Source organism: Anaerotardibacter muris (genome assembly GCF_943192915.1).
In the GTDB taxonomy this organism is placed as follows: domain Bacteria; phylum Actinomycetota; class Coriobacteriia; order Coriobacteriales; family Eggerthellaceae; genus Anaerotardibacter; species Anaerotardibacter muris.
Genome location: NZ_CALPCD010000004.1, coordinates 73,610 through 87,645 on the forward strand (window position 1 = coordinate 73,610; position 14,036 = coordinate 87,645).

At 56.5% G+C, this 14,036-nt stretch carries 13 protein-coding genes; all 13 read right to left on the reverse strand.

Annotation, left to right across the window (positions count from 1 at the left end; all coding sequences use genetic code 11):
• Positions 1 to 239: 239 nt before the first annotated feature.
• Positions 240 to 2,792, reverse strand: coding sequence for an acetyl-CoA carboxylase carboxyltransferase subunit alpha (locus tag NFR25_RS04580; protein ID WP_251198072.1), 2,553 nt, complete (start codon positions 2,790 to 2,792; stop codon positions 240 to 242).
• Between the two features lie 95 nt (positions 2,793 to 2,887).
• Positions 2,888 to 3,331 (reverse strand): 3-hydroxyacyl-ACP dehydratase FabZ, encoded by a 444-nt coding sequence (gene fabZ, locus NFR25_RS04585; RefSeq protein ID WP_251198073.1) that lies wholly within the window; start codon positions 3,329 to 3,331, stop codon positions 2,888 to 2,890.
• 10 nt (positions 3,332 to 3,341) lie between these two features.
• On the reverse strand, positions 3,342 to 4,619 hold the full coding sequence (fabF, locus tag NFR25_RS04590) for a beta-ketoacyl-ACP synthase II (RefSeq protein ID WP_251198074.1): 1,278 nt from the start codon (positions 4,617 to 4,619) through the stop codon (positions 3,342 to 3,344).
• Positions 4,620 to 4,656: 37 nt separating this feature from the next.
• Positions 4,657 to 5,484: a beta-ketoacyl-ACP reductase gene (locus NFR25_RS04595; protein ID WP_251198075.1), complete on the reverse strand. Its 828-nt coding sequence runs from the start codon at positions 5,482 to 5,484 to the stop codon at positions 4,657 to 4,659.
• 13 nt (positions 5,485 to 5,497) lie between these two features.
• On the reverse strand, positions 5,498 to 6,421 hold the full coding sequence (locus NFR25_RS04600; RefSeq protein WP_251198076.1) for an ACP S-malonyltransferase: 924 nt from the start codon (positions 6,419 to 6,421) through the stop codon (positions 5,498 to 5,500).
• Between the two features lie 14 nt (positions 6,422 to 6,435).
• Positions 6,436 to 7,407, reverse strand: a complete 972-nt coding sequence (locus NFR25_RS04605; RefSeq protein ID WP_251198077.1) for a DUF561 domain-containing protein — start codon at positions 7,405 to 7,407, stop codon at positions 6,436 to 6,438.
• A gap of 17 nt (positions 7,408 to 7,424) precedes the next feature.
• Positions 7,425 to 7,643 (reverse strand): acyl carrier protein, encoded by a 219-nt coding sequence (locus NFR25_RS04610; protein ID WP_251198078.1) that lies wholly within the window; start codon positions 7,641 to 7,643, stop codon positions 7,425 to 7,427.
• A gap of 5 nt (positions 7,644 to 7,648) precedes the next feature.
• Positions 7,649 to 8,125: a MarR family winged helix-turn-helix transcriptional regulator gene (locus tag NFR25_RS04615; RefSeq protein WP_251198079.1), complete on the reverse strand. Its 477-nt coding sequence runs from the start codon at positions 8,123 to 8,125 to the stop codon at positions 7,649 to 7,651.
• A gap of 37 nt (positions 8,126 to 8,162) precedes the next feature.
• Entirely contained in the window at positions 8,163 to 9,026 is an 864-nt protein-coding gene (locus NFR25_RS04620; protein WP_251198080.1) for a DegV family protein, read from the reverse strand.
• Between the two features lie 164 nt (positions 9,027 to 9,190).
• Positions 9,191 to 9,529 (reverse strand): hypothetical protein, encoded by a 339-nt coding sequence (locus tag NFR25_RS04625; protein ID WP_251198081.1) that lies wholly within the window; start codon positions 9,527 to 9,529, stop codon positions 9,191 to 9,193.
• Positions 9,530 to 9,580: 51 nt separating this feature from the next.
• Entirely contained in the window at positions 9,581 to 11,905 is a 2,325-nt protein-coding gene (rlmKL, locus tag NFR25_RS04630) for a bifunctional 23S rRNA (guanine(2069)-N(7))-methyltransferase RlmK/23S rRNA (guanine(2445)-N(2))-methyltransferase RlmL (RefSeq protein WP_251198082.1), read from the reverse strand.
• A gap of 11 nt (positions 11,906 to 11,916) precedes the next feature.
• Positions 11,917 to 13,104, reverse strand: coding sequence for an RNA polymerase sigma factor RpoD (gene rpoD, locus NFR25_RS04635; protein ID WP_420840608.1), 1,188 nt, complete (start codon positions 13,102 to 13,104; stop codon positions 11,917 to 11,919).
• A gap of 428 nt (positions 13,105 to 13,532) precedes the next feature.
• Positions 13,533 to 14,036: a phosphatase PAP2 family protein gene (locus NFR25_RS04640; RefSeq protein WP_251198083.1), complete on the reverse strand. Its 504-nt coding sequence runs from the start codon at positions 14,034 to 14,036 to the stop codon at positions 13,533 to 13,535.

The window sequence follows — 14,036 nt, forward strand, 5'->3', positions numbered from 1 at the left end:
TACAGATTACCACACTTCATCTTGGGCTCACCGCTCTGCGCAGGCGGTAAGGTTGCATGGGTGAGGTCATCTCTCGAACTGCCTAAGACACAGGTTGGGGACAGGTCCAAAACTGTCCCGGACGAAAAAAAGGACAGGCCAGAGATCCCATTTGGTACTTCTGGCCTGTCCCCAAAGTGTCCCAGACAAAATGGGGACGGATCTAAAAGTGTCCGGGACAGAAATGAACCCGTCCCCCGTTAGAACTTGCGGAAGCGGGCGTAGCGCTGGTTGCGGAGCTGTTCAGGAGTGAGCGGGGAAAGTTCGCGCAGGCTGCGTACGATGAAGTTGCGCACCTGGTCGGCCGCTTGCTCGGGGTTTTCGTGGGCAGGACCATCGCCTTCAGAGAGCACTTCTTCGATGATGCCCATCTCGCAGGCTTCATCTGCGCTCATCTTCATAACCGCAGCCGCTTCAGCCGCGCGAGAACGATCCTTCCACAAGATGGAAGCGAACCCTTCAGGTGAGAGCACTGAATAGACCGCATGTTTCTGCATGGCAACCTTGTTGCCCACTGCCAAGGCCAGCGCACCACCAGATCCGCCTTCGCCCAGCACCACGCTGATCACTGGCACATCCATGCCCGAAAGGGCCACCAGATTGTCAGCGATAGCATTGCCCTGACCGCGCTCTTCAGCTTCCATGCCGCAATATGCGCCCTGGGTGTCGACCAGGCACACGATAGGCCTGCCGAACTTCTCTGCTTGCTTCATCAAGCGCAAGCTCTTACGGTAGCCTTCAGGCTGAGGGCAGCCGAAGTTGCGCGCGATGCGCTGATTCAGGTCTTCACCCTTCTCTTCAGCAATGACCGTGACCGGATAACCCTGGATCCAACCGATACCACCCAAGATAGCGCCATCGTCGCCGAACGCGCGGTCACCATGAAGTTCGATGAACCCATCGACGATGTGGTCGATGTAATACTTCGCCGTAGGACGATGCACGTTACGTGCGAGCAGCACGCTATCCCAAGCAGCGTTTTCGTCCTCGCTTGCCTGCTGTGCGTCGCGCAATTCCTTATCTGCGAGCGGCTTTACGCTCGGAGCATCAGCAACGCCGCGCTTGGAAAGCTCGCGGCGGATCGCAGAGCCTTCCGACTCTGGGGTCTTGCTCTTCTTGAACAGGCCCGTGATACCCGAAAGGATGCCCTTCTTCTTGCGTCCAGTAGGAGCCGCAGCAGGCGCATCCTGGATAGCCTGCATGGTATGACCCTCTTGCGCATACACGCTGTAAGGATCCTTCAGATTATCTTCGACCATGCGATGGCTATAGATCTTGATGTCCACCACATCTTCGCTGGCGGGCAGGAACCCGAATGTTTCGTGAGCAACCTCTGCGTCCTTCATCACCGTAGCCGAAGGACCAAGATTCTCTTCTGCACCAAGAGCAGCCATGGTAGCAGCACGATTCTCTTGATTCTTGCGCTCCTGCACTGAAGCCATATGGATGGCCAGCACATGCGCAAGGAAACTGCGCAGATCGCTACGATCGACGATCGCGTCGATAAGACCATGCTCCAGTGCGAATTCAGCTGTCTGGAAGCCTTCGGGCAGCGTTTGGCGGATGGTATCTTCGATGACGCGACGACCCGCAAAGCCGATGAGCGCATTAGGCTCAGAGACCACGATGTCGCCCTCGGTCGCGAACGACGCGGTCACGCCACCAGTAGTGGGGTCAGTGATGACCGAGATATAAGGCAAGCCTGCGCGCCCATGGCGCTCGACCGCGGCCGATATCTTAGCCATCTGCATCAGCGACACCAAGCCTTCTTGCATGCGCATGCCACCCGATGCTGAGAAGATTACCAGCGGCAAGCCCATAGCCGTAGCGTGCTCTACGGTACGGGTGACCTTCTCACCTGCGACCGAACCCATGGATCCCATCATGAACGTGGTCTCCATCACGCAAAGAGCAACTTCCATGCCAGCCAGTTTCGCCTTACCGCAGCGCACCGATTCCTCTCGGCCACTCTTGGCACGGTTCTTGCTGATGAGCTCTTCGAATCCAGGGAATCCCAGCGGATCGGTCTCGGGCAAGCCCGTTTCCCACTCTTCGAACGTATCAGGGTCGAAGAGGTACGCGATACGCTCTTCTGAAGTGAGTCGATACAGGCCGCCACACGTTGGGCACGTGCCGCCATCGGACATCACTTCGCTCGCTTCATGATTCAACTTGCAATGCGGGCACTTCTTCCATTGAAATGGCTCGGCATCAACAGGACGAGGATCCTGCGGACGCATGAGCACCCAGTTATTGAAGGAACGGTCGCCCTGCATAGGACAAAGTACGCGGATATCGTGTTCGGCTGCTGCCTGCAAGAGCAGCTCAGAAACCGCGTCCCCATCGCAAAGCAACATATAACGAGCACCGCATTCCTTGGCGGCTTCGACCAAAGAATATGCGTTGCTGAACAGGCGCTTGTCGAACTTCTCGCCCAGATCGATGACCTTCGCGAAACCCGAGAAGGTGAACGCGCGTTCCTTGTCTGCCGTGCCCGTAACATACACGCTTTCGGCACCTGCCTGCTTGATGGCGCGCACCGCTTCCTTGAGCGGCGACCCAAAGCCAGCGAGCAAGATGGCAGGCGTATTGGAATCCATCACCTTTGCAGCCTGGATGAGCGAGCCAAGCTGATAAGCAACGAGCGTTGGATCGATCTCAGCCACAGGCGCAGCACCCTGCTGGGTATCTTGCGCAGCAGCCTTGGAATCATCCGCGGATTCGATCTTGATGTAGTTCTTTTGAGCACACATAGCAGCCTATCCTAGTCATTTATGATCTCGAAAGATGTCCTGTTAGCACAGTGCTTGGCCGCGCGGTCGCGCGATCGATCGATGGAGCGTTCGAGCTAGGCGCGCGCCATCACGTATTTCTGAGTAGCTTGCGCGCAGACCTTATCGCCCTTGTACGCCACCACATCAGCAACGCACATACGCGAAGAATTGCGCGTGATGGTAGCTTCCAAGCGAATGGTGTCGCCTGGGCGCACCTGCTCGCGGAACTTCGCCTTGTCGATACCAGCGAAGAAGCCGAGCGATCCAGCCTTGTCATCTTGAGCGAGCAAGCAGCATGATGCCGCCTGAGCCAATGCCTCCATGATGAGCACGCCAGGAAATACTGGATAATCAGGGAAATGGCCTTTGAACAGCGGCAAGTCTGGATCAACGTCAAGCTCGGCCACGATAGAGACACCTGGTTCGCATTCAAGGATGCGCGTGACCCACAAGAACGGATCGCGATGTGGAAGCAGCTGTTTGACCACTTCCTGATCGCACGGGAAGGTGAAGTCCATGGAAAGCTCCTTATTCGGTATAGGGAGAGATCGCCAACGATGCGTTATGCCCGCCGAAGCCGAGCGAATTCGAAAGCGCCACCTTCTGCGGATAGTCGGTGAGCACTTCGGTCAAGACGCGCACGGGCGCTTCAGGATCAGGTTCGGAAAAGCCCACGGTGGGCGGAACGAGCGAATTGACCACCGAAAGCGTAGTAGCGATGGCCTCGAGCGCACCAGCAGCACCCAAGGTGTGCCCCATCGCACCCTTCACGGACGTGACCGGGATATCGGCAGCACGATCGCCCGCCAACCCCTGGAGCGCTTTTGCCTCGGTCTTGTCGTTTGCTGCAGTAGAGGTGCCATGAGCATTCAGGTGCCCCAGGTCATCAGAGGTAAAACCGCCTTCAGCCAGTGCTTGCTCCATCGCACGGATAGCACCCGCGCCGTCTGGATCAGGAGCGGTCATGTGATACGCATCGCCCGTGGAGCCGAAGCCGGTGATCTCGGCGATGATATTAGCACCGCGCGCCTTGGCATGCTCGAGCGATTCCAGCACGAGCGCACCCGCACCTTCGCCGATGACGAAGCCAGCGCGGTTCTTGTCGAAGGGACGCGAAGCCTTCGTAACGTCGGTCTCTTTGGTGACCGCACCCAAGTTGCCAAAACCAGAGAGCGAAACCGGGTTCACGCCCTCTTCAGTGCCTCCCGCAAGCGCAGCATCAGCATAGCCGTGCTTGATCAAGCGATACGCTTCGCCGATGCAGTGCGCACCAGTCGAACATGCGGTAACGATGGTGAAGCAATCACCCTTCAGACCATAGCGGATAGAAAGATTGCCAGCCGCCATGTTTGGGATCATGATGGGGATGAACAGCGGATTCACGCGCTTAGCACCTTTGGTGTTGAGCACCACCGATTCACGTTCGAAGATCTCCATGCCGCCGATGCCGCTGCCGAAGATACAAGCGAAGCGGTCTGCATCTTCCTTTTCCATGTCGATGCCCGCCTGCGCCATAGCTTCATCTGAAGCGATGATGGCATACTGCGAGAACTTCGAGAGGCGGCGCGATTCCTTCTTCGTGAAACCCGCCTCGATAGGATCGTAATCTGGGACGCGTGCAGAGGCCGTGATGCCGAAGCGCTCCTGCTCTTCAGGCGTGAGCGGACGGATGCATGATCTGCCATGCAGTACTGCATCCCAAAAGGTATCGACACCTGTTCCCGCGGGTGAGATAGCCCCCATACCCGTGATGACCACGCGGTGGACAGGTGCTGTCTTCATGTTCGGATTGGTTTGTTGGCTCATGAGGGTCTCCTGATCGTCTCTTACGAGTTTCGAATGCTTAAAGCGACATACCGCCATCGATGCACAGAACTTGGCCAGTAACATAGCCTGTTGCAGGATCAGCGAAGAATGCGACCGCATTCGCCACATCGTCGGGCTGACCGAATTCTCCGCTAGCGATGCGACCGAGGATCTGTTCCTTCATAGCATCAGAGAGCGCATCGGTCATGGCGGTATCGATGAAGCCAGGAGCGACCGCATTGGCTGTAACGCCGCGTGCTGCCAGTTCCTTCGCTGCCGCCTTGGTCATGCCGATGATACCCGCCTTAGAGGCAGCGTAGTTCACCTGACCTGCGTTTCCAGCCACACCCACTACGCTCGATACCGAAACGATGCGGCCATAGCGCTGCTTCATCATGATGGGAGCTGTGTGACGCAGACAGTTGAAAGCGCCCTTGAGGTTCACTTCGATCACGCGATCGAAAGCATCTTCCTTCATGCGCATGAGCAGTCCATCACGGGTGATGCCCGCATTGTTCACCAGCACGTCGATACGGCCGAACTGCTCCTTCACATCAGCGATGAGGTTCTTCGCAGCATCGAAGAGCGAAACGTCGGCCTGCATGCCAACGAAACGCTGGGGCTCTTCAGGTTCGTCGATGTCGAGCGCGCGAGCGTCCTGTTCGCGAGCGAGGATGTCCAGCTCGGCGCACAGGCTGGCTACCGCATCAGCACTGGAATCCGAAGCATAATTCAATACCACCGAATAGCCATCGAGCGCGAAACGACGTGCGATAGCAGCACCAATGCCGCGGCTTGCACCTGTGACCAAGGCAACGCGCCTGATGGGTGCCTGTTCTTCTGTTGCTTGCGTGGATCCTGTCATCAGAAACTCCTACTTATAATGTGCTGAGATAGTCATCGAGCTGTTCGCGGTTGCCCACACGGCGACGATCGACATCTTTGGAGATGCGCTTCACCAGATTGAAGAGCACTCCCCCATGACCGATCTCGACGAATTCATTTTCTCCCTGAGCGATGAGCGCATCGACGCTCTGTTCGAAGCGGACCGGAGAGATGACCTGCTTGGCCAATCGATCGGCGGCTTCGCTGACCTTGAAAGGCTGCGCATCGGTATTGCATAAGAGCACCATGGTGCCCTCTTTGAATTCTGGGGCTTCGTCGCTGGCAAAATAAGCAGCAAGCGCATCGGCTGCAGGCTGCATCAAAGGGCTATGGAACGCGCCAGCCGTCTTCAAGCGAGCGCACTTCTTCTTCAGGCCCTTCCAATGCTCCTCAGCCCGATCGATCGCGGCAACATCGCCCGAGATGACAACCTGACCAGGGCAATTATAGTTCGCAGCGATGAGCAGGTCATCCCCCGCACATGCTGCGCATACCGCTTCAGCGTTTTCGTGAGTCGCACCGAGCAATGCGAGCATCGCGCCGTCGCGCACCTCGCACGCTTCCGCCATGGCCGAAGCACGTACCTTCAGCAGCTTGAGCGCGTCATCGAGCGTAAGGATGTCCGCTATCGCGAGCGCACTGATCTGACCGAGCGAAAAACCGATGATGGCATCGGGGCCTTTCGCCTGGGCCAAGATAGCCTTGCCAATAGCTACTGAGAGCACCATGGTAAGGACCTGAGCATTGAACGGATCGTTGATCTCTTCTTCGGTCCCCTCTTTCACCAGGCGAACCAAGTCGATATCGAGCACTTCAGAAGCACGCTCGAAAACCTGATACACCTCGGGAACGTCGAGCAGGTCAGCGCCCATGCCAACGCTTTGAGCGCCCTGCCCCGAGCACATCCAAACAGTCATCTTGCCTTCTTCTCCTAGGAACGCCACGAGCGCGTTGCGTTCGCCTGCGCCATGGCTTCAAGGTTCTTCGCGGACCATGCTTGCGCTTCGCGCATCAGATCGTCCACGATCTCTTGAGCGGATTTTTCGTCCTTGACCAAGCATGCCACCTGGCCAGACATGAGAGAGCCATTGTCAACATCGCCAGTGACCGCACGATGTAACGAACCAGCAAGAGCTTGCTCGACTTCTTCGAGAGAGACCTGCGTGTCCACTTCCATCTTGCGGATACCGCGCGAGAATTTGTTCTTCAGCTGGCGCACGGGGTGTCCATTGTCGCGACCCGTGACGATGGTGTCAGAATCCTTAGCTGCCAGCACCTTCTGCTTGTAAGCTTCATGGATGCCGCACTCATGAGCGGTAAGGAAGCGCGTACCGATCTGCACGCCTTCCGCGCCCAACGCGAATGCTGCCACCATACCGCGACCGTCAGCCACGCCGCCAGCGCAGATAACAGGGATGGAGACCGCTTCGCACACTGCAGGCGTAAGAGCCATGGTAGTAAGCTCGCCGATATGGCCACCTGCTTCGCAGCCTTCTGCGATCACCGCATCAGCGCCACAGCGCTCCATGCGCTTGGCCAATGCAGCAGATGCCACGACTGGCACTACCTTTGCGCCCACTTCCTTCCACATCTCCACATAAGGGGCTGGACTACCAGCGCCCGTCGTGATGACGGGCACCTTGAGTTCAGCAAGAAGTTGTGCAAGTTCGGGAGCATCAGGGTTCATGAGCATGATGTTCACGCCGAATGGCTTGTCGGTAAGACTGCGAGCCAGCTCTACCTGTTCGCGCACCCACGAAAGCGGCGCTGAACCGCATGCGATGATGCCGAGACCACCAGCATTACTGACCGCAGCTGCCAAACGAGCATCGGCGATCCACGCCATAGCGCCCTGAATGATCGGCTGCTCGATACCGAGCAGCTCCGTTACACGTGTCTTCATATAAGTATCGCTACCTCTTAGAGGGTCTCGATGTACTCGACCAGCTGACCGATGGTCTCGATGCCTTCGGGCTCGCCGAAATCAACGTCAAGCTCCTCTTCCAGGCTGCAGATGAGCTCTGCCATGTCGAGAGAGTCGACGCCCAGGCCTTCGAGGGTAGCTTCGACCGTAACGGTCTCGGGCTCGATGTCGAGGTTTTCGTTGAGGACTTTCTGGATGGTTTCAAGAGTTGCCATGATGGTTATCCTTTCGTTCGTTCCTTCTGGCTTTCTTTATCAAAGAAGATTTTAACCTTAGTGATGGCTTTCACGAACGCGCTTTCTTCGTCTGGCTGCAAATCGGCCAGTGCGCTCTCGATCATATTCTTGTGGAAGGCGCGATGGGCGCGCATCGCCTTGCGGCCCTTGATGGTAAGAGAGATGAGAACTTGCCTTCTATCAGCCTCATCACGTTCGCGCTGCACGTAACCGCGCTTCACCAACTTGTTGATCATCACCGTAAGAGTGGCAAGCGTCACATCCAGGCGATTGGCAACGACCTTCATGGGATTCGCCTCGTGAAGACCGATGGCGCAAATGGTATGCAGCTCAGCGATCGAAAGGCCTTCGGTCAAACGGTTGTTGAGCGAGCGCTCTTCGATGCGCAAGATCGAATTGAAGGTGCTCGTGAGCATCTCGTCGATGGAACTACGATCGATGTTGTTAACGGTGTTTTCCATGCGTGATGTGAACTCCGTAACTCCGTGGATTCGTGAACTAAACGTGCGCGAGCGAATCGGGCATCGAGCCGAACCCGAGCGCTTCCATGCCCAGGTGCGTTGCCACGGTGGGACCGCACTGACACGTACCGTAGTCAAGATACTCTACGCCTGCTTCTTCGAGGGACTTCTTGAGCTTAGCAACGCCCTTTTCATTGCGTGTATGGCAAAAACGGATACGTTGGATGCCTTCTTCTTCGGTGAGCTGCTGGATCTTCTCGACATACTTCTTGATGACGCCATTCATGCCTTTCGCCTTGTCGATGGCGCGCAGAACGCCCTGCTCATCGAAGGACATCATGGGTTTGATGTTCAGCATGGTGGCACCTTCCACCTCAGAAGCGGAAAGGCGACCATTCTTCAGCAGGTTCTCGAGCGTACCGCATGCGATGAAGAAGCGTGTCTGGCTGCGAGCGTCCTCCACGCGCTGGATGATCTGATCATCAGGTACGCCAGCTTCGCGCAACTCAGATGCAAGGATGGCAAGAAGACCCTGACCAGCGCTTGCGTTGAGCGTATCGACCACAGCCACAGGGATTTCGACCTGGCTTGCGCCAAGGTTGGAAGATTCGAGCGTACCCGAAAGCACCGCTGCGAGATGCAGAGCAAGGACCTTGTCATAACCTTCATCGGCAAGCTTGTTGTAAGCCTCGATGAATTCAGTAGGGGCAGGTTGCGAAGACTTCGGCAGATCTTCTGCTGCGATCATGCGATCATAGAATTCATCAGAAGTGATCTCATATTGGTCCTTGAAACGCTCGCCACCCACCTCTACGGTGAGCGGGACCGCTACGAAGCCGTAGCGTTCGCACTCATCGAAGTTCATGTCTGCAACAGAATCTACAACGATCGCCAAACTCATGTTCTTTTTCCATCCTAACGTTCATTCGCACGGAGGATCTCTTGCGCGGGCGCTCTTAGGTCCTTCGATATAACAAAAGGGCTACAGCCTTCAACAGACGAAGCACCGTGCCCTTTGCCATTATCGAACAAACGATTAGATTGTCAAATGATTTGAGCGTCTAACTATTTCTTGAACAGCTTCAAGATACCGACCACCGCCACAATGGCACCGATGAGCGCCAATGGGGCCAGGCCAAGCTGGCAGACCGGACAAGACGAAGCGCCCTCGACCGAGACCGATGCAAGAGCTTCGGGCGCGCCTGATGCCTGCTGAGCCGCAGGTTGGGCTGCGGTGTTCGCTCCTTCGGCTGGTTTTGGCTTCGGCGCAGGCTTAGTTGGCGCAGGAGCCTGTGGGCAACCAGTCTTCTTAGCGGGTTGAGGCGAAGGTTCGCCGCACTTCGGACAAGCGGGCGCATACATCGAATAGCGCGCACCGCATTTTTCGCAGATCTGTTCTACCATGGGTCTCCCCTTCCCTTACGATCACGTGATCTGATCGAGCTTCAAATGCCCTTAGATTGTATCACGGGCATCCTCACGCGGACGGCGTTGCAGCAGGTAGCAGAAGTGGATCTTCCCATTGCGCGCGAAGTCTTCAGGGATGGTCTTCGCGGTGATATCGAGCACGTTGAAGCCCAGATCGATAAGCGCCTTTTCGTCGAGCTTGAAGCTGCGCAGGTTGCCCGAGAAGATGATGACACCATCCTGGCGCAGAAGGCGCGCTACATCGCGCAGCATATAGAAGTGGTCGCGCTGGATATCCCATGTGCGCTTTCCCATGGACTTGGAATTCGAGAACGTGGGCGGATCGACGAAGATAAGATCATAGCGGCGCGAAGCGCCATTCTTCGAACGCCGGCCATCGCGTTCATCGCGCAACCACTGGCGCACGTCAGCCTTGATATAGCGATAAGCACTGCCCGTGAATCCGTTGTATTCCATATTGCGACGCGCCCAATCAAGATAGGTTTGGGAAAGGTCGACCGTGGTAACGCTCTTCGCACCGCCAGCAGCTGCATATACGCTCGCGCTACCCGTATAGGCGAACAGGTTGAGCACATCCTTTTCGCGCGCCTGAGCCGCGATGAACTGACGCGTGATGCGATGATCCAAGAACAATCCCACATCCACATAACTTGCCAGATCGAGCTCGAAGGTAAGTCCTGATTCACGCGTGAGCACCTGCTTGGGCGCACGTTTCTTGAGAGCATATTGCCTGCCGCCCCGCTCTTGCTTGCGCACGCGCGTGAACACATGCGCCCGTGGTACTTCGAGCAAGGCTGCAGCGATGCGCACCGCGTCCTCGAAGCGGCGATACGCTTTGTTCGCGTCGATGCTCTTAGGTGCCTGGTATTCAGATATGACCAGGTAAGGAACATCGAACGTCCGCTTGTTTTCAGGCGTACGAAGTTCATCGGTCGCCATGAACAGATCGATAGCGACCGCGTAATCAGGCAGATCGGCATCATAGATTCTGAACGCATGAACATGCTGCTTTTCGGCCCACTTGCGACGCGCCTTGGCATTCTTGCGCAAGCGTGCAGCGAATTGGTCAGGGTGATCGGATATGACAGGGATGCTCAGATCCTTGCCGGAGAGCGTGACCAGTTCGAGCGTCTTTTGCGTCACGTCCCCTAATCGGTAGGTGCGGATGGAGGTCTCGAGCGCGCCATTATAGACTGGCTTCTCGCTGATAGGCTGCGCGCCTACGTAATCATCGAAATGCTCGTCAGGCGTGATAGCGGTGAACGTCCAGCTCCCCGGCAACTTCTTCAAGCCTGTTTGCAACGCACCGTAGAAGATATCCAGATCACTGCTCATCAAGCGCACGCCATAAGGAGGATTGCCCACCAAACAACCCGTCGCAGCAGCCCCAGCCCTAAGCGAGCTCAACGTCTCGTCCATGTGGGAACAGTCGGCGCAGGTGAACGATATACGATCGCCCAAACCTATACGTGCTGCTTGAGCTTGCGCGATCGCTACTGCGCGCGCATCCTTGTCGCTACCGTAAAGCTGCGGCATCTTCCTAAGGCCCGCCTCAAGGCGCTCATCTGCTTCAGCCAACAGGCCTTCGAATACGGTAGGGTCGAATTGCTTCCAACCCGTGAATCCCCAGTAGTCACGCAGGATACCCGGTGCCATATCGGCAGCCAGCATAGCCGCCTCGATCACGAGCGTACCGCTGCCACAAAAAGGGTCGTAGAGCAGGCACGCTTCGGGTGCGCATTCCCCTGCCCGCAGCGAACGCACCGCGTCTGCCCAGGGCGATATCAGCAACATTCCCGCCGCCAATGCTTCCTTGAGTGGTGCATCCACGCTCTCGCCTTCGGCTCGATAGCCGCGTCGATGGAGCGGATCGCCTGCCAGGTCGAGCGTAATGGTGGCCTTCTTCGCATGGAGCAAGACCTGAATGGCTACATCAGGATGGTGCTTGCTCACTTCTGGACGCTTGCCCGTGGTCGCGCGAAGCTCATCTACGATCGCATCCTTCACCTTCACGGCACTGAACTGGGTATTTCGCAGCTCTGCATTGGTTCCGCGGACATGCACCGCAATGGTCGAGCCTTCGTTGATATGATCTTGCCAGGGAAGTTCGCGCGTACCTTCATAGAGCGCATCGGCACTGCTCGCGTCCACGCGCGCTAAGACCAGCAACACACGCGAAGCACTACGCAGCCACAAGCACGCACGCAAGCCATCTTCCAGCGCGCCAAAAAAGGCAACGCCCCCTTGAAGGGGGCGTATTCGCTTCGCTGAAAGGCTCTTCAATTCTTCGGAAACGACCTGCTCGAACCCAGCCGGGCACATCGCATAGAACTCTAGTTCACTCGACTCCAAAGAAGCAGCCCTTAATCTTCCAGATAATCTTTGAGCTTCTGAGAACGGGAAGGATGGCGCAGCTTCGCAAGCGTCTTGCTCTCGATCTGACGAATGCGCTCACGGGTCACGCCGAATTCGCGACCGACTTCTTCGAGCGTACGCGGATGCCCGTCTTCCAGACCGAAGCGCAACGTGATGACCTTGCGCTCGCGTTCAGCCAAGCCTTCCAGGGTCTTCGCCAGCTGTTCTTGCAACATGGAGAAGCTTGCCGCATCAGGCGGAACCACCGCAGCATCGTCTTCGATGAAGTCGCCTAACTGAGAATCTTCTTCTTCACCGATGGGCGTTTCCAAACTGACCGGTTCTTGCGAGATCTTCTGGATCTCACGAACGCGCTCAGGGGTAAGGCCCATTTCCTCTGCGATCTCTTCAGGAGTTGGTTCACGGCCGAGCGTTTGCAAGAGCTGACGCTGAATGCGAACGAGCTTGTTGATGGTCTCGACCATGTGCACCGGAATACGGATGGTACGTGCTTGGTCGGCGATAGCGCGGGTGATAGCCTGACGGATCCACCACGTTGCATACGTGGAGAACTTGAAGCCCTTGGTGTAGTCGAACTTCTCCACCGCGCGGATAAGGCCCAAGTTGCCTTCCTGGATCAGGTCGAGGAACAGCATGCCACGGCCAACATAGCGCTTCGCAATGGACACGACCAAGCGCAGATTCGCTTCGATGAGCTGCTGTTTCGCGTCCAGGCCCACCTGCTCGATACGGCTCAGGCGCCTGCGCTCGCGACGCTCCAAGGGTACACCGCCCTCTTCTTCGGATGCATCGAGCTGCGCCATAGCTTCAACGCCTGCTTCGATCTTCATGGCCAGGTCAACCTCTTCTGCTGCAGTGAGCAGAGATACCTTGCCGATCTCCTTCAAATACATGCGAACAGGATCGCCCGTGAGCATAGCCACCGAGCCATCTGAGCTGTATTTGCGAGTGCGTGCCGTCTTGGTCTTTGACGAAACGCGCGGAACAGCGATCTCTGTGCTGGCCTTCAATTCCTCCTGCGGGATGCCCTCGAGCAGCTCGTCATCGGAAAGGTTAGCGTCAGCTTCGACATCGGCTTCCTCTGCGGTTGTTTCGTCTGATTTGGAAAGATCGGGTTCGATGGAATCGTCTTCGAGCAGATCTGCTTCGATCGCTTCCTCAAGTTCTTCTTTGATCTCTTCCTGGATCTCTTCTTGGATCGCCTCTTCGACAACCTGCTCTTTTGCAACAGCTTTCTTCGTTGTTTTCTTGCTGCTCGTTGATTTCTTGGTGGCAGCCTTCTTTGGCGTTGCTTTCTTGGCGGTTGTCTTGGACTTCTTGGTTTCCTTCTTCGTTGCTGTGCCTTCTTCGGCCTCTACGGTAGTTTTCTTACTAGCTTTTGAAGAGGTTTTAGCCACACTTAGTCCCTTCGTTTACCAATGAAATGCGTCTTAGGGTTTATAAGACATCGAACTATTATATAAAAAAGCACCCCATCTCAAAAGGGGGTATTTTCGCCCCTTTCGGTGAAGACCATGAGGCGCTACGGCCGCAGGGTAAGGACGCAGCACCATACACAGGTTTCACGAATGCAGGTCATCATCGCGTGAACTCAGAAGGCGCCCTACCAGGGAATGATGCAATAGCCGATCGATGCGCAAACTACTGCGAAGAGCGCGCCTGCTACCACGTCACGAGGGAAATGCACCCCACCGATCACGCGGAGAGCTCCCATAACGCACGCGCAGATGATCAATGCTATACCTACCGGAGCGAACCACGCCAGCCAAGAACAAGCGATCATCATCATAGAGAAGGTGTGCCTGCTGGGGAAAGACTTCCCTATCGTGTCCTTGTGGATGATGGGTTCGATGGCAAGCACTTCATAAGGACGCGGGGCGTTATAGCGCGCACGGAACACGCTCAACAGCGCGAAAGCGAGCGCAGGTACGACGACGAACTTAACCAGATCCATCCATGCACCAGCAAGCGCAACAGCAATGAGCAGCACGGGGTAAGCCACGTAGCCAACCACCGTAAGAGCCTTGTTCGCCCAGATCAACCATAGGGCGGCGTTGGGGTTTTCTTGGAAGGGGCGGCTGATAGCCTGATAGCGTTGCTCGTTCAC